This window comes from Fibrobacter sp. UWB11, assembly GCF_900143015.1.
Taxonomy (GTDB): Bacteria; Fibrobacterota; Fibrobacteria; order Fibrobacterales; family Fibrobacteraceae; genus Fibrobacter.
The window spans coordinates 856,905-877,114 of record NZ_FSRT01000001.1 but is presented as its reverse complement, the minus strand read 5'-3'; the positions used below and the strand labels follow the sequence as shown (position 1 = coordinate 877,114).

Sequence of the window (20,210 nt, the reverse complement as noted above, 5' to 3'; positions counted from 1 at the left end):
GTGTTGATAGATTTTCAACCTTGTAAATTTTCCAGGCTCATACCAAGCACACAAAACAACCAATTTTATTTCAGCAATCCATAATTCAGCAAATTACTTTATCACAATAAATAAAATAACAAGTATTTTTATTAACAAAAGACAACCATTATCAGATTCATACAGTTCAAGGAGAAAAAACAAATTCAACAATTTTAAATCACAAACAAAAAGCATCAAATAAGGAAGCCAAATATATTTTTACTTCTGCAAAAAACAAACTGAAAAAAGTAATTTACTCGTTATTTTTTACATTTCAGAAAAGAGGCTCTATTTCCGTACTCATTTTTTAGAAGGGATAATTCAAGGTTTTCCAAGAAAAACACACCAAAAGCTTTCATTTCTTTACTCACAAAATCCGTACCATCCACAGCTTATCAACACAAATAAAATAAATAAATTTAAAATTTAAAATTAGTGAATAAATTTTACATTAATGACAAATTATTACATAAAATTATTATAAAAAAGCAGATTGAATAAATTATTTATTTTAGATTTAAACCAATAAAAAAACAACTTGCAAATGATATTTTACAACAAATCTAGCATACACAAAGTTTTCATTTTTTGAATTTGCTAAAACTCGCAAATTCATTTTCACAATCAATTAAATACAGCAAAGGCTTGCGAATGCCTGCCTTTTATTTGCTCGATAAAAAGTCCCAAGAATTCATTCTTGGGACTTTCTTTAATAAAAGATCACGATAGACTATAGCCATCATTAACATTCAAGCAACTTTTTAATGTCAAGAAAAAAAAATTTAAATTTTCTTGAAATGCTTGAAATAAAGGTCATCATCTCCCCCATTAAAGAAATTAGAAGCCGCGTTATTTTCAATCATAATCGCATGAAGTTGTCCTTTAATCCCTGGAGCCATACCATTATCTAAATCCCAATACGTCAATCCTTCCGGCTCCTGACCATAAGAATTAAATTGGAATCTAAAAGCATGGTTTTGATTTGATCGCGCCTTTATTTTGACAAGCACAATTTTATTAGGATTATAAGAAAGATTTGGGATTTCAAATACCGTTATTCCGCCTTTCTTATTACTATGTTTATTTTTGTAATAACCATTGCTAAGATGTAAATTGTTGCTGCCATCAAAGCAACCACCCTGCATGCAATCACGTTCTACATAATCATCAAATTCTTCATCTTTAAGGTTAACTTGCGCATAAAGTTTTAAAAAATTACTTTCACCTGCTCGAATTTTATCAAAATCAATTGAATAAACATAAATTGGATCATTTTTCGTAATAGCTCCATTTGATGTGAATAGCAAACCATTATTTGGATTAATAGCAAGCCAAGCCATATCAGAAAATGCCTTTCCATTAGGAAGAACCATAACGTTCCTAGCGACAACTTTATGAATATCATCCGTTGAAAAAACAACTACATAAGGAGCACCATCTTTAGTGACCGGAACAAATAAATATTTATTGTAACAATCACTATCACCAAGATGATGTCCATAATGATACTTATAGATTTGTTTGGACAAATCCTCTTTTTTTACAGTCGTATTCAAATCGTGAGATACCGGGAACTTCCAAATATTGCCATCTTGAATTATATACCAATTAGAATCATCATGGCATATGCCATTCAGTTCATTGCTCCACCCCGGCTCTCTATCTCCTGGGGGATACTCACCTATATACTTATAATGAGTCATTTCTTTGCCTACAGGAACCGTTCTTTCAATTTTTCCATCATCATCACTCTCAGAGAGCCAACGGTATACAGGGAAGTTCCATTCCTGATTCGTTTTCATATTTATAATTTTTACACCATCTAAATACCAGCCTCCTTTATTATTATGTCCAATCGTAATTTGCTTTAAATCGCCAAGATCTTTTTCAGAAGCAATAATCAACTGATTTATATCACCAGCTTCAAAATCATCACTATCATTCGGATCATTTACATCAGACAAATAATAAGAGTTCTTGTTCCCCACAATATTCAAATGAACTTTTGCATCCGTACCAGCATTATCCGCTTCGCCTGTATAAATAAAAACCTTGTAATACGTGTATATAGGCACGCTACTCGGAGTCAACGTCACGCTAGGCATTTTATTAGTCAACCAACGATTAGCGATAAAATCCCACTGTTTATGCGTTGAAGTATTTATAATCGAAACCGAGCACAAATACCATGAATCGTTTTTCTTCGCGCTATAAGTAACAGTTAATTGCTTTATATCGCCTAAATCTCGAGGAATAATCCCCAAAAAAGCACTTTTCTTATCATATTCATTTATATCACCCCTTTCAAGATCGTCGCTGTCATTAACATCATCAAAATCGTCCCAAGTAATTTTATTTTTTGAGCCCTCAACAACAATCTTCAAGCCAGCATCAGTACCAGCGTCTTTTTGAGTTCCTGTTCTAATAATTACTTTGTATTTCTCCATAAATTATTTCCTCTTATTTTTTTTGAAATTATTACCAAATAAAAGCTTCAACAACATTGCCGAAGCATAACGTAATATAGTTCAAATTGTGTATTGATATAATTTCTTTTGCAAATTTTACACTTATGACAAATTATTACACAACATTCACCAAACAAAATAAAATAAATAAATTAATTAATTTAAATTACATTCAATAAAAAAGCAACTTGCAAATGTTATTTTACAACAGTTAAAATAAATTTTGCAACACAAATCTATTAGATATAGCAAAGGCTGGCGAATGCCAGCCTTTCATTTTACACAATGGTATTCACGCAGTAAAAAGTTCTGCGCGAGCAAAACCCCAGTTTTTACGTTTTCACGCTATCTTCGCATTCCCTGCATTTTGAGCAGCATCGATTACGGTTCGTTCGTCGTAAAGTTTTTTCGAAATGTGCGTGAAAGATTCAACGATTTCGGGGTCAAAATGTTTACCGGCACCTTCGGTGATAATCGCCATGGCTTTTTCGTAGCTGAAGCCTTTCTTGTAAATGCGTTCTGCGATTAGCGCGTCGAACACGTCGGCAACGGCCATGATTCGTGCGGAGAGCGGGATTTCTTCGCCCTTGAGGTGGTTCGGATAGCCTGAACCGTCCCACTTTTCGTGATGGTAGCAGGCCATTTCGATGGATTCGTTCAAGTAGTCGGCATCAAACGCGCCTTCCGCATCTTCAACGATTTTCTTGAGGATTTTGCCACCTTCAACAGTGTGGTTCTTCATGATGGCGAATTCTTCGTCGGTGAGTTTACCGCTCTTGTTCAAAATCAAATCCGAAACCGCAATTTTACCGATATCATGGAGCGGGGCTGCGCGTTTAAGCTTATGGATATAGGCATTCGTAAGAACTCGCTTGAACTTTCCATCGGCACGGAGCTGTAGCGCAATGGCTTCGACGTATTCCGCGGTTTTCTTGATATGGTCGCCAGTGCTCTTGTCGCGTGCTTCGACCATCTCAGCAAATTCCATAATGATGATTTCTTGCATGCGCTGGATGCGTTGGCTCTGCACCTGCACTTTCCACATAAAGTTATACGTATCGCGAGACATGGTGCTCACGTCTTCGTACAACTTTCCAATTTCATCGTGATTGCAAATTTTCAGGTTCACCAGTTTGTCAACAGAAGTCTTAATTTTGTCAAGATTCATGTTTTCGTCGTCAAGTTCGCTTGCAAGCATCGTATTTGTCGCAATTCGGAATACGGCTAAAGACATGTCGTTCAAGGGAGCCACGACCCGGCGCTTCACAAGTTCTATCACGACGCATATAATCAAAATTGAAAGTCCAAAGAACAACGACAAAAGTTTGATAAAGAATATAGCCTCATCCGTCTTGATGGTCGCCATTGCAATATCTACACCGACATACGCAACGGTCTTCCCTGCCCTATTTCGAATCGGCTTGTAGACCATAAAGAGCCAACCATAGATATCATTCGATATAATCGGCTCGATTTCTTCGCCTGCCCACAGTTGGGGCAAATATGGTTCATACGACGGATCGAACTTAATCTTCTTTCCGGGCTCTACACCAGGGATACCTTCGGCATCCAGGTCAAATACGACCATGACGCTATCTTCCAGGAACTTGTACACATAAAGAAACTTTGTCTGCGAGAAACTTTCACGGATACGTTCGAGCACCCACTTTGTTCTCTCATAGCCTTCGGCCGAATAGCCATGTTCTATAAAATCATCAATTTTCTCGGCATCAACAGCTACGGTCGCCGCCTGCGCCGCGCCAGACGCAATATCGGTAAAGTTACGGATTGATTTTTCGTGATACAGATAAAAGCCGATAGCGCTTGCCAAAGTGCCTAAAAGCACCTCGGTAATAATCATCACGATAACCACTTTTCGCAGCAAGGAATTGCTAACCATCGCGTTTCCAAGGCCACGGCTAGAAGGCGTCTTGCGCATAAAGATTTTGTTCAGTTTATCGCGATAAGACTCGGGTACAAAGCGGAACAAGAAAACGGCCAAAACAACAACTATCGTTTTGTCAAATACATCAATGACAATATCGGCAAGGAACTGTGCCTTGAACAAGCTAAATCCCATAACATCGTGGAACGCGATTGCAACTGGAGCAGAGATTCCCTCGCCAAAATTAAAACCGAACAGGAAATAAGTAAAAACAGAACCAAGACCGCCACCAATAATCGCAAACGTAAAAATGACAACAAGCAAACGAAACGCGCTCTTGAAAAATCCTTTTTGATAAAAGAGCGCAGCACCGATAGCAATCAAAATACTCAAGACACCATAGTACGTGGTGACAGGGTCCGAAACCCCGTTAATGGCATTCAACAAGAACCCGACAATAATAGCCGGCAAATAACCGCCAAGCATCGCCGTAAGTACGGTTCCCGTACAATCCAGGAACAACGGCAAGCCAAAGGCAATTGCAAGCTTTGCGGGGATAACATTCAAAAGAAGCCCGCCCACAAGCAACAACAAGACGCTCCTGAAGCTGGACTTTTTACCAAAATCAAATTTTCTCATACCAAAATCCTTCTCACTTACAATAATAAGTAAATTAAATGCAAATTGTATTCATATTTTTAAATTTTTGCACACCAAAAAGACGACAAACCACCCCTACTGGAACTGATAAACAAAAAATCCCCGCATATAAACGCGAGGACGAAAAAGCAATTGATGCAAATACAGTTTAGCGGTATTCGAACTTTGCTTGGAACAGATGCTTGCAGTTGTTGGTGTCGTTACCCCAATGGCTCAACGAGCCCGCAAACACGTGGACGCCAAGATCGGCAGCGCCGGCTACAGCGCGGTTCATGCCAGCGAGTCTCCAAATTCCGCGGAGGATATCGTCGCACTCTTCGCGGGTCATGTTGATGCCATCGATATTGCCCTGATGCATATAAAGTCCATCATGAATGAACGGGGCTGCATTGTAGACATCATCACCCTTCTTGACATCGGGCACGAACGATTTTGCAAATTCCGGAGCAGACGCGCCATCGGACATAAAGCCCCTCTTGAAAAGGCAGGTCAGCAAAAACGGACGGCTCTTTTTATCGAGCTTGGTGTAACGCGAGCCCTTGACATACACGTAACGGTCCAGCTTGAAGAAATACATTTTGCCGTTACCTTCGAAGACAAGCGGGAAATCCAACGAGACATCGGTTACAGTAATGGAATTACGTTCATTTTCCTTGGGCGGATTAATCTTGTTCTTAATAGCCATCAGAATCGATTTCAAGCTCAGCATTTACACCTTCCTATTTTATGCTTTTGGTGCAATATAGGATTTTTTATATAGAAAAGCATCTATTCCCAACAGAAATAGATGTTCCAAATAATTTATAACGATTTTTTAGCTCACTACGGATTAACAAAACATTCCGCGACAATTGCTCGCGAGCCATCGTCGAGGCTAGCCTTGGCAATGGACTTTGCGTTTGCATTCGGAAGGTTTTTCACCACGACCTTCGATGTTGCAGAATCCATCAGCTGAAAACGTGAAGGCGCCCCGCTCACAATCGGGAGTTCACTCCGAGAAACATAAAGCGAGAACCTTGGCGTTTTTTCCACGCAGTCAAACTGCACTGGATTATCAGCGTCCAACGAGTCATTTATTCGCAAATCGCGTTCGGCATAAACGCCAGAAACGCAATAACACCACCTCAATTTTTTTGTCGGTACTTTTACAGTACACACAAGCGGCACATTCGGTGTCAAGTGAAGTTCCAGCGCAAAAATTACGCCGAACATTCGCTGCAGTTCAGGGAGAGTATTTTTTTGCCGTCCTTCAAAATGAGCTCCTTTATCATTTGACACAACTGCTACCGGAAATTCGTCATGGACAATTCCATCGAAATTCGTCACATTCCAAATTTCGGCAATAGAAGCCTTTACATAAAAAAAGAGCGTAGTCTCTTTTGCAAAAGCTGTCATAGGTGCCATAAGGCGCACTTTTCCATCGTAGATACGGCAAAGAGCATCTTCCCTTTTCAAGATTTCAGCCGTTTCTATCGACGGTATAACTTTAAAACCACAAGAGCTACCGTTGTAGTACTCATGGCAAAGCGCCACATCTACGAATTTTGTATATTCCATTAGAGGACCCCCAATTCCGTTTTTCCCAAAAATCGGACAACATAAGGTTGATAATACGAGTAGTTGCCTCCAAGCGCAACCGTTTTTTGGCGATAAAGTACCGAAGGTACATATTTAGCGCCAACCGTCCCCCACAAATAAAATCCTATCACGCGTAAAAAAGAGCGCAATGAGCCCAAACAAACTTCACTTTTAAATTTATCAGCAAGTAAAAAATACAGATTCGAAAATACAACTTTAGATGGCACAACCGCTCGGTCGCCACTGAAAGAGTCTTTGAACTCTTTTTCGTCATTTCCAGCTTTTCTAGATATAGCAACAACATCTTCACGAACTGACATTATCTGTCTTAAGTGAAGATTCAGTTGCATTGCTAGAAATTGTATAGAAGCCCCTATCATACTTCAAACAATCTCTCACACATGTTTATTTTATTCTTATAATTTTCTTTATTTATAGCAATTATTTGCTACAAGGCGCAATATAATCAATTATTCTTAGTTTTGGGAATCGTAAAATTTATTTTTCAATAAACTCATGTTTTCTTGTTCGTAAAATTAGGAGTTTGTATAGATTTACGCAATTTTATCTATATATATAGAACAAAAGAGCATTACATTATTTATCAAACTAACGTATCTATATATATGTTATTCTATATATAGGCTATACAAGCAGCCAATCAAGCGTTCAACAGCAAGCATTTCCCCCTGTTTTTGGGTCAAAATTCCGTTTTTTAGCGTAAAACAAACACTTTTAGACCTTTTACAGAATAATTCCTATAGGTTAAAAAATTAAATTTGGCTCATGTTTGAGAATAAAAAAATGCAAGAGTTGACTCCGCGGCAAAGAGAGATTTTGACTTTACTTCGTAAAGGGCTTACGAATAACGAAATTTGCAAGACATTAAACATTTCAGCAAATACAGTCAAAGTACACCTCGCCAACATATACAAAATACTCGAAGTCACCAACAGAACCGAAGCCGTTTCCGCAGGACTAGAGGTCAAAGACAACGACGAAAAAGAAAGCAGTCCTAAAGATCTAGTCATAACATTCCAAACAAAGGGTACTTTTCCCGAACATAGCAACGCCTATAGCCTTTATCTGTCAATTGTCGAAGCTTTACACCAATACCACCTTTTCCGGATTATCGATGAGTCCGAAACAAACTTCAATCCCAGTTTTCTGATTGAAGTTTCTGCATCCGAGAGCGGCGAAGAAATTTTGTACATATCCGTAAAAATCGGCAATTCTCACGAAATTCTTTGGACAACCTCAATTAAAATCAATTCAGACACTTTACAGACGCTCGCTCAGAAGTCTACGATTCTGTTGTTCAGAAGCATCGTACTCGCTTCGGCCAAGTTAAAGCACACCGATAATAGCCCCATTCCTTACTGGTGGTACGCGGCGACCTACTGTTACGCCAAGCTCGAAAACCGCAGCCAAGAATCCTTCGAAATCTGCAAAAAGAAGCTCGGTCCGCTTGTCAAGGACGAGTCCTTCAATGATTTTGCCCTCTACATTCTCGCCTCAGCTTATTATTTCGCTACGCTGGAAAACTGGGGTAACGCAATCGAGAACGCCAAAACGCTGGGAGACTTAGCACGCAAGGCCATGTACAACGCGCCTTATTCCATTTATTCACAAATGATTATGGCGTTCTACAACATCACCATCGGAAACAAAGCCGAAGCCATTGCATATCTCAAACAAGTTATCGAAGCAAATCCGCAAGCGATTATGCCTCGAACAATTCTTTCCCAGATTTACCTGCTGACCGGACAAGAAAAGCTCGCCACAGAACTTATTGACGACTGCATAAAGCATGTTCCGGAATCGGCCCTTCAGCATACGCACCAAGCAAAGACATTCCTTTTGCTATTGCAAGGCAAAATCGAAGAATGCAAGAACCTCGCTAACCAAGTTTTGCTTTTTACGCCCAAAGCGATGGCTATCCGTTTGATTATTATCGCCTGTTGCAACATTTTGGGAGAAACCGACGAAAGCAAGAGCCATGCAAAAAAGCTTTTGGAATACTATCCGAACTTGACAAAAGGCGACGTAGAGCAACTTTTAAAAGGCGTGACCGAATCCAAGAAGAACTACTTCTTGCAATGTGTTCAGAGCATTTTTGCCAACAAATAGGCGTTTCCACTCATTTTTTAATGAAAAATAACCCAAATGGGTTATTGCAAAACAGGTGTTGTTCAAGCTATTTTTATTTCCATCTAGACGGAGATGGAATGTAGCATGGCTCAACGGAACAACATCGTAGCTGAGGGGGCAAGTCCTTCTTTAGACATTGTATCGCTCGCGATGATACTTGTATTCAAGGACGTTTCGCACGTTAGCCTCAAGCAAGCTGAAGTAATCAGCTTGCTACTTACAGCCGCAACAGAGCTAAAAAACAATCCAAATCTAAAAATTGATATTCCTAGCAGCGATGCAGCATCCAACATAACGGCGGGCAAAACAACAACGCTCCTCGATCTTTACGCCGAGCACGCCGCCGAATACAACTGCACCAAAAGTTTTGCGACGGAATCAGAAGATTCCGTTCATGAATCTGTTCAAAAAATTATAGATAATCTAATCGACACAGAAAACGAAAAGCATATTCATTTGTTAAAAAGCAACGCTTTGAGCAATGCTATTGAACGTTTTTTGAGAAATCTTTTGAACGCCTGCGGAATTGCAATCAAGGACATCAAAGATTTGATAGAAAATGCGAAAAGAAAACAAGCCCAGTTCGTCATTCCGAACAACTTGCATTTTCCACCGAAAATTTGCGCGGCTTTGGGAATTTTACACTAACATTACACCTCAAACATAATGCTGCAAGAGCTGACGGACGTCCCAAAAGTTCTTGCAGCATTTCTTATTGTATAACAAGAGTCGAAAAGACCATGTTTACGCAAGACAAGATGGCGATCCCGTGACAAGCACGGGATGACATGTAAAGGCGAGATGTGCGCATTTCAAGATGCGCACGAGCGGCTAAGCGCTAACGCTGAGTTCGCTAATGGCGAGAGCAGGCACCTTGTAGCTTGCAAACGGGTCGCGGTATTCATTACCGACCGCCACAATGTTCTTGATGATGTCAAAGAAGTTCCCGCTGAGCGTAACGCCATCGACCGGATGCTGGATAGCCCCGTTTTCGCACCAGAAGCCGTGAGCACCAATACTCAGTTCGCCGCTTATAGGATTGCAGCCGGAATTGCCTTCCAGGCGTACCACAAGCAAGCACTTCGGGAAAAGTTTGAGGAGTTCTGCAGTTGTCATCGTTCCTGGCGGTACAAGCAAATTATAGAAGCTGGTGGACATTTTGCTACCAAAGCTACGCGCACCACTTCCTGTCGTTTCGCACTTTGCCTTGGATGCTGTTTCAAGGTTATAAAGAGCAGAATTGAAAACGCCATTTTCGACAACCTTGACACGCTTGGTCACACAACCTTCGGAGTCAAAGTAGAACTTGTGTTCAAACATTTCACCGACCGGATCGTTCCACAGAGAGAACACGTCGCTTGCAATTTTTTCACCTTCCTTGCCGTCAAGGCGAGACTGCCCTTTCTGCATGGTTTCGGCAAAGAACGGTTGGTTGTACATGCCAAGGAACCGCGCCGAGATGCGTTCCGAAAGGATTACCGGAATCTTGCCGCTTTCAATTTTCTGGGCGCCAAAGAGTTCTGTAGCGTATTCGGCAGTCTTGCTTGCGATTTCTTCGACTGAAAATTCGTTCCAGTCACGGCCATTTTTCACAAAATTTCCAAGCTTCTTGATGCCATCGCGACTTGCAACCGCGCCTGCACCCGCAGAAGCACAGTTCGAGCGGGCTTCATAAAAAAGACCCGTATTATTTGCAACAATGGAATAATCATGTTCGATATCACCGCCGAGGTACGGGATGTTTTCGATTTCCTTGGACTTTGCAAACGTCTCTTTTTCGAGTTTAATGCAAAAATCCTTCATGGTCGCAAGGTCAAGCGATTCAAGCGCGGGATTGTAGTTCGGTTCGCCCTTCGGGAGTTCTACCGCCTGAGGGAGCGTAATATCGATTTTTTCGGTCCACTGCGTGTGGCAAAGAGCGTCCTTGAGCGTTTGGCGGAGAGCTTCGTCCGTCAAGCGTTCCGTGTGAGCATACCCTGGACGGCCATCCTTAATGACACGAACGCCAAGTCCAACGGAATCAGAAATTTCCGTATTCTGCACTTGTCCCTGAAAAACCGAAAGGCCTTCGGAATGGGAGTTAGAAGCAATCACATCAAACTGGTCGGCTTCGCCCTTGGCGAGGTCACACATAAAAGAAACGGCATCTTTAATATTCATATCGCAAGTATAATTAAATTCAAGAAGGAGATTCCCGGTCAAGCCGGGAATGACATTCGCTTTATCGAGAAGTGCGGCTTATCGAGAAGCGTGGCTTTTGCGTTCGAGCATTTTCCAGTAGGCAGCGGGGCTTCCCGTTACCGATTCAAGCGCATTCGCCATTTCGGTCGAAATGCTGATTTCACCCGCAATCAGTTGGTCCAAAATTTCAACCGAAACGCCCACCCTACGGGCAAATTCCGGCTTATCGATCTTAAGCCATTCAATACCTTCGAGAATCGCCTGTCCCGGCGTCGGTGTTCCATGTCTTGGCATAATTTATTCCTAATTCCGATTTTTAAAATTCCACACTTTTCCAGCCTTCGGCGCCGAAGCGGAGGTCGCGTTCCACGAATTCCCAGATGAGGAGTTTCTTGCCCTTGAGCACGCTAGATTTGCGGGCGAGCTTTTCACGGACGAGCGTCGAGGCGCCACCGTCACTCACGATGGATGCAACCGGGCGGTTCATGTTCTTCGCGAAATGCGCAATCCATCCGGCGTTCACCGGCGAATCGGTCTGGTAAATGCGGCTGAAGCTGTCACCTAGAATCAAGATTTCGGACTTGCGGAAATCGTCTTTGAATGGAGTGATTGTGGTGTCGTAATAAAGCGAATCATTTTCCTCGCATGGATTCAATCTAGTATAATAGCAAGAATCAAAAGCACTCCCCTTAGGACAACTTTTCGTCAAAGCCCGTACACAAGCCATATCTTCTTCATCACACGGATTTCTTTTTACTCTAAAACAAGAATCATCTCCTTTAGGGCATTCTCTCTTTAACGAATCCAAACAATTAGCACTACTCTGAGCCATATCAATTCTTTCTTCTATATTCTGCTGCATCACGACATGCCCGATTACCTTCTGTACCTTGAACACATTGAACTTGTTAAGCCCACTCATCTCGCCCACGTCGCCCATACGGTCTGCAACGGAATCCTTTGTTACAAAACTCAAAGGATAACTACCATCCTCATGCTTCTGGAGTTTTTTCAACTTAATTTTACCCTCGGATTCCAAACGATTTACGGCAGCCGCAATTTCACCCGCCGCAAGTTCCGCCCCGCGCGGGGTCCAGTGCGTATCGTCGTTCAGGTAGAGTGCCCCCAGCTTGTCATCGTCAGCCTTCGCAGCCAAAAGCGGCGTATACAAATCTACAGTGTTAAAGCCAGCACGCGTGAGCGAATCCAAAATATTCTTGCCGTGCGACTGGAGCCCGGCGACATTTTCATCGCGCCCTGTCAAACGTTCGGTATAGATGCTCGGCTTGCCCGGAGTAATCACCACCAAGAGTTCCACGCCCTTCGCCTTGAGCTGGTCGCGGAACCGTTCAATCGCCTTCACCGGATTGTCGAGCTTTGCACTGCGCACATCCAGCGGAGACGGCTGCACCAGGAATTCCACATCCTGGCGGTAGAAAAGCCACTTGTCTTCGGGCTTGGCCTCTTCCCTGCCGCACGACTTGCCGATACAATCGCCAGCAGCGCCTAGAACGACCTTCTCGCCCGGATCGCTAAAGAGGTTCCACACCGCAAGTTGGTACTTGGGGCGCAACGCCAACACAATAGCGCTTTCGTCATCAATCTTATTTTCAAAAGCACGCAAATAGCGACTCGTCCACACGCCGTAATGTTTCACATCCAAGAACGCACGCCACAGCGACACATGCCCAAGGTCAGCCACGAGCGACTTGATGCAAGAATCCGCCTGCGGAAAAGATTCCGGTTCATCCTCCAACTTCGAAATGAGCGTATCCGCCAACTTGAGGCTCTTGTATCGAGCTTCAGATGTATCGAGTTCGGCATACGTATTCACCGAAAGCACAGCCGCTTCCAAGTCCGAAAGCGAAGACGTCACAGGCTCCAACGCTTCAGCAACCTCAGCACCCGCAGCAATAGCCTCGCGCGCCGCACGCCATTTTGCATCGAGCGAGTCCGCAGCCGCAGCGACCTTTTTCTCGCGCACAATCGGAGTGTAAACCACGTCCTTGAAAATGTCAAACGGCTGGAAACGCTTTTCGCCACGCAAGTCGGCAACCGCCTGCACGCCAAACGGGACCAGCAAAAGGACTGAAAATACAATAACGGATATTAAATATTTCTTATTCACGAGAAATAAGATAGTATTTTGTAAAATAGTTACTAGTTAATAGTTAGTAGTTACTAGTGAATATCACATGGTGAATAGGAAATTGCGCAAGTTCAATAAAGAAAAGCACTATTCTTGGGAATCAGACTTGACTTCGCTCCATTTGGCGTTATTGCCGATGTTGCGGATTAGGCGAAAACCCGCTCCATTACCTGGATGACCAGGTTCGTAATATCCGTAGTTTATCCATTTCCAATAAGGACTTACGGTATCGTCGAACCCATCTTCTAGAGAAACATGATAATCGCCACCTTTTAGACAGGATGCGAACCCCAAGTTTCCTTCAAACAAATCGTATTCAAAAAGAACATGCTCTTGAGCGAGACCAAACATATCGTATAATCCGTATCCATTAGGCATCAGTTGGCCAACGGGTTCTGTTTCAAAGGAAACCATTTTTGTTTTAAATCTAGCGTATTTTTTTGTTTTTTCAAAAAAGCCCGAAGAATCTCCCCAAGGGGCCCTATTCTTTTTGTCGCCACCACGAGCAAGCATCATCCATTCATTGTAATATGGAAGTCTATAACCGTTCGAGGTACTGTCGTCAGAAACTTGAATATATCCGAAAACATATTGTTTAATAATACGTTGTCGAGCCGATAAAATACTTTCTCTTTCTGCATATTCTACAGGAGAAAATATATAATAAGGCTTTAGACCTTCACGAATACTGCGTGCGTTGGCATATTCCATAGCCCCAAATAGAGATACAGTATTTGCGGCCGTGTCTTGTGTTATGCAGTTTCCATTACGTATAGAAGCTCTCTTTCTGTTTTGCCACTTATAATCAAGAAGACTATCATCCCACATCAGTTGTGTAAATTCGCAGTTTGTAACAGGATATTTATCGACTAAGTATGTACCAGTAATGGAAACAAGCCTTTCTGGATCCTCATTTTTGGGACCACAAGCTATTGTTCCGTTTTCCTCTGTATTGCAAAACCCTTGCATCTTTAATTCTTTTTCGGAGTATCGATTAAATCCTAACAGAACTTCTTCGTTTTTGAAATCAAGATACTTCATACCGACAGCTAAATTGATTTTCTTCGAACTATCCGAGTCAGGGAAATGCACCCTAAGTGTTTCAACACCAATAAGCGTCGGCGTTTGAAATGCAAGGCACGAATCGCTAGATATAATCGCCTTTAACGATGTTTCCCACGCAACAACAGGCGCATCAACACAAATTTTAACGATTTCGTTCTTTTCGACTTCGAGCCACTTTTCTTTGTTCAAAGTATCGCAATTTACATTAAATGTTCTTTGAATTTTATTTTCAGGAATCTTTTCCAAATTTTTTCTTGGTTTGACGCCATCAACCGGCTTTTTCACCAATATCGGACCACGAAATCTTTTTGCAAGTTCAACAAGCTTTGAATACTCCAAGCTGTCCTTATACGCACCGCGACTTTCTCCATGCTTGTCGTAATAGAATTGAGCATTCGCAAACGCAACGCATATCGTCAGAAACAACAAAATCTTTCTCATACAACAGAATATACAAAAGTAGCGTCATTTGCAATTGTCAGCGCATGCCCCGCTCCTGCCTAAAAATATTTTACAAAGTTTTCATGAGCCAAACGGCTTGCTGAAGCGTGTTAATAGTATAGGGGGCAAATCATAACCAACCCTCTAAAGGAATTGTAAATGACCGAAAATAACACAACTTCAGAAAAGAAGGCCTACTACATCGTCACGAACGCGCAGGGTGAGGAATTTTTGCTTCCATATTACAGCGAAACGTTCCGTGTGCTGATGGATGACAAGGACACCATCCGCGATATGCTCAATTGTTTGCTTGGGCTTGACCATGACCATGAAATCATTGATCTCGACTACGAGTTCGAAAAGCCCATTGACGTTTTCATGCCGGAAGATGATTCCGCGCGACTTGACGTGTGGGTAACTACAAAGGATCACCGTTATTTCAACATAGAGATGCAGAATAGGAGCCATCCATTCTTTCTTGACCGTCTCCAACTCTACAATTCCTACCAAACATTGCGTGGCAAATACGAATATAACAGGTCAACGTATTTCAAATTGATGGACGAAAAGGAGCGTAAGGTTCATTTTTATGAACTTCCTGAAACAGTATCCATTTGGCTTTGTAATTTCCAAATTCTCAAGTCAAAGGATATTTTTAAGGACACTTGGGCGGTCTATAGCGAGGACGAAGTTCACCACAGCGACTCAACACATCGGGCTCTTCCCATTTTCAGTAAAAATAGATATATTGTAATTGATTTACCGAACTTTAAGAGGATTCGCAAGAGCATCAGTTCACGCGAGGACTACTGGCTGAAACTCTTGTCTCAAGGGCCACTTGAAGTTCCCGAATCGAAGGACCCGATCTTTAGGGACGCGCTCAACCGTTTGCGCGTAAGCCGCATAAGCCCTGAACTGCTTAAAGCCTTGGAGGAACATATGTTCGATAAACACGCTGATGAAGCTATCGAAGCCGAAATTTGGCTCAAAGGACGTGAACAAGGTCGAAAACAGGGGCGTGATAACCGAAATGTTGAAATGGCTCTTGACATGCTTGCTGATGACGAGCCTGTTGAAAAAATCGTCAAGTACTCCCGTCTTTCCGAGGATAAAATTCTTGAACTGAAACAGTCACTGGCGAAGGAAACGCGCAAGTAACAACCGGATTTCCCGGCTTTATGCCGGGATTTTACCGTCATTTCCGTCCCGAAACAAGTTCGGGATAAACTCCGCAATGGCGAAATCTGCATTTCGTCATTCCCGCGAAGGCGGGAATCTTCTGTAGCAGAGTATGTGTATACGAAAAAAAAGAGGCCTCATATGGGGTCTCATTTTGATAATCTCATTTTAGGAACAGGTTATTCCTTGTCAGACTTGACTTCGGTCCACTTGGCGTTGTTGCCGATGTTGCGGATGAGACGGAAACCGCCAATACTACCATATGAATAATACCCATAGCTAATATTTTGCCAATTATCATCAGCGCCTCCTCCCTTTAAATAAGAAGGACAATTGTTTTTCCTTTTACAGTTTGTATTAGCGTAACGAGGTCTATTGGGGTTAGGTCTTGATAATATTTGGTACTTTCTGAATTTTTGGGGTTTCTCTAATAAAACCAGTTCATTAACTAGACCGAAAATATCATACAAACCATATCCATTAGGCTGTAACTGGCCTACAGGTCCTGTTATAGAACTATTTATTTTTTCATAATATTCAGTTTTATCATTGAATTTTGCGTATTTTTGTACATCTTTAAACGTCGCTGAATCCCCCCAAGGTGCTTTGTGCTTCTTATCTCCGCCTCGAGCTAACATCATCCATTCATCGTAATAGGGTAGTCGATAACCATCCGAAGATGAATCAACTGAAACTTTGATTCGCGTTTCATCATGGTGGGTGAAATCACGATAGCTTATAATATATTGACCTTCAGATATAGTTTTATCATATTCAAATTCATTTTTCGAGAATGTTTCTTCTGAAAATGTATAATACGGTTTTAATCCTTCTCGAATACTGCGCTTATTTGCATATTTTAAGGCTTGATATAAATAAACAATATTTGTCGCAGAGTCGTGTGTGTCGCAACCTTCTTTACGTACGCTTAACTTCTTTCTTTTAATCCAATTTTTTTCTTTTTCATCATGTAGTTCTGAAGGAATTTCATCCCACATTAACTGTAAAAATTCGCAGTTAGTAACAGGATATTTATCAACTAAAAACATTCCTGTGATTTTTGCTAGTCTTTCATTATCTATATATTCATGCATATAATCAAATCCCAATAGAACTTCTTCATTTTTAAAGTCAAGGTACTTCATCCCAACCGCTAAATTGATTTTGAGGGCACTTTCTGTATCGGAAAATTTTACATTGATTTTGCTGACACCAATAAGCGTTGGAACTCGAACTTTTAAACAGGATTCACCAAGAATTTCAGAATCCAGTGCAGTGTTCCATACTTGTACTTTGGAATCTATGCAGATTTTTACCGTTTCATTCTTTTCAACTTCAAGCCAAGTTTCGTTTTTTAAAGAACCTCGATTTAAAGCGATATATTTTTCCCTATCTGAGCAGGCTGTACAAAATAACAAGCCGGCAATTACGGCCCCATAACTTGCAACCAAACACAAAATCTTTTTCATACAATTGAATATACAAAAGTTGTCATTTGGACTTGAGATAGGTCCACTTAGCATTATTGCCGATGTTGCGGATGAGACGGAAACCAGCTCCATAACCTTGATGACCTGGTTCGTAATATCCGTAGCTTATCCATTTCCAATAAGGACTTAAGGTGTCGTCGGATCCGTCTTCTAGAGAAACGTGATAATCTCCGCCCTTCAAACAAGACGCAAAACCAAGGTCTCCTCTAAACAAACTTGATTTTAAGAGTACATGCTCTTGAACGAGACCAAACATATCGTATAATCCGTATCCATTGGGTGTCAGCTGGCCAACGGGTTCTGTTTCAAAAGAAACCATTTTTGTTTTAAATCTAGCGTATTTTTTTGTTTTTTCGAAAGTGCCCGAAGAGTCTCCCCAGGGGGCCATATTCTTTTTGTCGCCACCACGAGCAAACATCATCCATTCATTGTAATATGGAAGTCTATAACCGTTTGAGGTACTGTCGTCAGAAACTTGAATATATTTGATATCATGTATAGTAAAATCCCTACGAGTTACTATACGTTGTGTAGTCGATAAAATACTTTCTCTTTCTGCATATTCTTCTACAGGAGTAAATATATAATAAGGCTTTAGACCTTCACGAATACTGCGTGCATTTGCATATTTCATCGCCTGAAATAAAGATACAGTATTGGCAGCCGTGTCTTGTGTTATGCAGTTTTCATTACGTTTAGAAGCACTTTTTCTGTTTAGCCAATCTTCATAATAATCCTTTCTTAACGATTCGTTTCTATACAAGGATGTTGCTGGAATGCTATCCCACATCAGTTGCGTAAACTCGCAGTTGGTAACAGGATATTTATCGACTAAGTAAGTGCCCGTTACAGAAAATAGTCTTTCTGGATCTTCGTTTTTGCATCGACCGACAAGTTGGTTTTCTCGACATGTGTTAAATCCTAACAGAACTTCTTCATTCTTGAAATTTAAGTATTTCATTCCGATGGCTAAATTGATTTGATGCGAACTATCCGCTTCCGAAAAAGACACATCAACAGTTTCGACTCCAACAAGAGTCGGAGCTTGGAAAACTAAGCAGGAATCATTGAGAACACTTGATTTTAATACCGTCTTCCAAGCAAAAACTTTCTGGTCAACACAAATTTTAACGTTTTCATTTTTTTCGACTTCAAGCCAGTTTTCTTCGCCCAGAGAATCTCGGATTACATCAAAGATTCTTTCTATCGGGCTAAACTGCTTTATTATTTCCGCTGAAATATCCTGTTTTTTAACGCTATTCGAGCACGCATTCAAAACAAGAACAAAAAAAGATACACATAGTAAAAGAATCTTTATTTTCATACAACAGAATATACAAAAAAAAGGAAATTGCTCGGTTCTACATTTTCAGGAAAAAATTATTCCTTGTCAGACTTGACTTCAGTCCATTTGGCGTTGTTGCCGATGTTGCGGATTAGGCGGAAACCGCCAGCGTATTTAGGAAAATAATCGTTCGAAATATAACCATAATTAATTCTTTCTAAGTCAGAACGATGAATTCCACCTTTTAAACATGCTGGGCAATCATCTATACATCTGAATGGGTTTCGCTCTCTTTCTGCGATACTGCGAGGATCTACCATCAATATTGCATTATCTCTTAAGACATTATGCTTTTCAAATAGAACTTGTTCTTCAACTAATCCAAACATATCATATAGGCCAAATCCATTAGGTAGCAATTCACCAACAGGTCCTGATTCATAATCATTTTTGCACCAATGAAAAAATGATATTATCTTTTGTAAAAGACCTAAATCCTTTAAATCAAAACAATTTACTTTATCTTCGAATTTTGCGTATTTAGAAATTTCGTTAAAAGAAGTTGAATTACCCCAGGGCGCATTATTCTTTTTATCTCCTGCACGAGCAAGCATAACCCATTCGTCGTAATAAGGAAGCCGATAACCATCAGAAGAAGAATCTACAGAGACTTCAATCAGTTTGTTTTCATGTTCTATGAAATCCTTGTAAGCGATAAAATAATGATGATTTGGCACTTCTTTTTTCCCATTCTGATTGACTTGTTTCATTCTGTCAATTCGTACAGATTCACTATGAGTGTTTGAAAATATATAATACGGCTTTAGACCTTCTCGAACACTGCGAATGTTGGCGTATTTCATCGCCAAATATAAAGGAATAGAACTTGCTGCGGAATCATGGGCAATACATTTTTCATTACGTGTTCCCGATTCTTTTCGATTTACCCAAAAATTTATAAAATCATTTTTCATGCTATCAATTTTTGAGGATTTTTGGGGAATCTCATTCCATAACAGTTGTAAAAATTCACAATTGGTCACGGGATATTTGTCAACTAAATAAGAACCCGAAACTTGTACGATTTTCTTTGAGAATGGGTTCATTTGATAAGAATCATTTCCGTATAAAGTTTCTTCATTTTTGAAATCAAGATACTTCATGCCGATGGCTAAGTTGATTTTATGGGAACTGTCAGAATCAAGAAACTTCACATTGATAGAATGAACACCAACAAGAGTTGGCATTCGGTATTTCAAACAAGAATCATTAAGAACTTCCGTATTCGGTGCGTTGTCCCAAACACGGACTTTTGAGTCCATGCAAATCTTGACGACCTCGTTCTTTTCGACTTCAAGCCACATTTCAGAGCCTAAAGAATCTCGATTCAAATCAAATGTTCTTTGGAAATGCATTACATTGTCGATTCCATTAGCATCGTCAGTTTGGCACATTAAAGCGATACTTGCAATTGCAAATCCAACGCAAATGGCTACTAAAAGTCGTTTCTTTTTCATACAACCGAATATACAAAATTCAGTCGTTTTAAAGAACTCCGCTGGATCCTTCCGCTTCGCGTCAGAATGACAAGATTGAGGATGACGCAGTTGCGCCGCCCGCACACACTGCACACGTGAACAACTGCATTCTACCCCTC

General features: G+C 40.9%; 15 protein-coding genes. 3 read left to right on the top strand and 12 right to left on the bottom strand.

Annotated elements, in window-relative coordinates:
- Positions 1-803: 803 nt before the first annotated feature.
- The 5 genes from BUQ91_RS03800 to BUQ91_RS03780 form a co-directional block, all read right to left on the bottom strand.
- Positions 804-2,468, bottom strand: a complete 1,665-nt coding sequence (locus BUQ91_RS03800) for a PLAT/LH2 domain-containing protein (protein WP_074208211.1) — start codon at positions 2,466-2,468, stop codon at positions 804-806.
- A gap of 361 nt (positions 2,469-2,829) precedes the next feature.
- Positions 2,830-5,013: an HD-GYP domain-containing protein gene (locus tag BUQ91_RS03795; RefSeq protein ID WP_074208210.1), complete on the bottom strand. Its 2,184-nt coding sequence runs from the start codon at positions 5,011-5,013 to the stop codon at positions 2,830-2,832.
- Positions 5,014-5,182: 169 nt separating this feature from the next.
- On the bottom strand, positions 5,183-5,743 hold the full coding sequence (locus tag BUQ91_RS03790) for a DUF1353 domain-containing protein (RefSeq protein ID WP_074208209.1): 561 nt from the start codon (positions 5,741-5,743) through the stop codon (positions 5,183-5,185).
- A 113-nt stretch (positions 5,744-5,856) separates the two neighbouring features.
- Entirely contained in the window at positions 5,857-6,591 is a 735-nt protein-coding gene (locus BUQ91_RS03785; protein ID WP_074208208.1) for a hypothetical protein, read from the bottom strand.
- Positions 6,591-6,932 carry a hypothetical protein gene (locus tag BUQ91_RS03780; RefSeq protein WP_175566596.1) on the bottom strand — a complete coding sequence of 114 codons (342 nt, stop codon included), beginning with the start codon at positions 6,930-6,932 and terminating at the stop codon, positions 6,591-6,593. Before BUQ91_RS03780 ends, BUQ91_RS03785 begins: the two co-directional genes overlap by 1 nt.
- A gap of 466 nt (positions 6,933-7,398) precedes the next feature.
- Here BUQ91_RS03780 and BUQ91_RS03775 point away from each other — a divergent pair, with 466 nt between their 5' ends.
- Entirely contained in the window at positions 7,399-8,742 is a 1,344-nt protein-coding gene (locus BUQ91_RS03775) for a LuxR C-terminal-related transcriptional regulator (RefSeq protein ID WP_074208206.1), read from the top strand.
- A gap of 105 nt (positions 8,743-8,847) precedes the next feature.
- Positions 8,848-9,411, top strand: coding sequence for a hypothetical protein (locus tag BUQ91_RS03770; RefSeq protein ID WP_175566595.1), 564 nt, complete (start codon positions 8,848-8,850; stop codon positions 9,409-9,411).
- 183 nt (positions 9,412-9,594) lie between these two features.
- Here the strand turns inward: BUQ91_RS03770 and BUQ91_RS03765 are convergent, their stop codons facing one another.
- The 4 genes from BUQ91_RS03765 to BUQ91_RS03750 all read right to left on the bottom strand — a co-directional run bounded on the left by BUQ91_RS03765 (position 9,595) and on the right by BUQ91_RS03750 (position 14,599).
- Positions 9,595-10,923: a TldD/PmbA family protein gene (locus tag BUQ91_RS03765; RefSeq protein WP_074208204.1), complete on the bottom strand. Its 1,329-nt coding sequence runs from the start codon at positions 10,921-10,923 to the stop codon at positions 9,595-9,597.
- A gap of 78 nt (positions 10,924-11,001) precedes the next feature.
- Positions 11,002-11,238 carry a helix-turn-helix transcriptional regulator gene (locus BUQ91_RS03760; protein ID WP_074208203.1) on the bottom strand — a complete coding sequence of 79 codons (237 nt, stop codon included), beginning with the start codon at positions 11,236-11,238 and terminating at the stop codon, positions 11,002-11,004.
- Between the two features lie 22 nt (positions 11,239-11,260).
- Complete coding sequence (locus BUQ91_RS03755; protein WP_074208202.1) at positions 11,261-13,072, bottom strand: alginate O-acetyltransferase AlgX-related protein; 1,812 nt, start codon at positions 13,070-13,072, stop codon at positions 11,261-11,263.
- Positions 13,073-13,180: 108 nt separating this feature from the next.
- A complete protein-coding gene (locus BUQ91_RS03750; protein ID WP_139299683.1) occupies positions 13,181-14,599 on the bottom strand; it encodes a formylglycine-generating enzyme family protein in 1,419 nt (472 codons plus the stop codon).
- A gap of 159 nt (positions 14,600-14,758) precedes the next feature.
- Here BUQ91_RS03750 and BUQ91_RS03745 point away from each other — a divergent pair, with 159 nt between their 5' ends.
- Complete coding sequence (locus BUQ91_RS03745; RefSeq protein ID WP_074208201.1) at positions 14,759-15,757, top strand: PD-(D/E)XK nuclease family transposase; 999 nt, start codon at positions 14,759-14,761, stop codon at positions 15,755-15,757.
- 200 nt (positions 15,758-15,957) lie between these two features.
- Here the strand turns inward: BUQ91_RS03745 and BUQ91_RS03740 are convergent, their stop codons facing one another.
- From BUQ91_RS03740 to BUQ91_RS03730, 3 genes are read right to left on the bottom strand one after another with little or no spacing between them, the layout of a single operon-like run.
- Positions 15,958-17,247, bottom strand: coding sequence for a formylglycine-generating enzyme family protein (locus BUQ91_RS03740; protein WP_074208200.1), 1,290 nt, complete (start codon positions 17,245-17,247; stop codon positions 15,958-15,960).
- 22 nt (positions 17,248-17,269) lie between these two features.
- A complete protein-coding gene (locus tag BUQ91_RS03735) occupies positions 17,270-18,592 on the bottom strand; it encodes a formylglycine-generating enzyme family protein (protein WP_074208199.1) in 1,323 nt (440 codons plus the stop codon).
- Between the two features lie 56 nt (positions 18,593-18,648).
- Entirely contained in the window at positions 18,649-20,070 is a 1,422-nt protein-coding gene (locus BUQ91_RS03730) for an SUMF1/EgtB/PvdO family nonheme iron enzyme (protein WP_074208913.1), read from the bottom strand.
- Positions 20,071-20,210 lie beyond the last annotated feature (140 nt).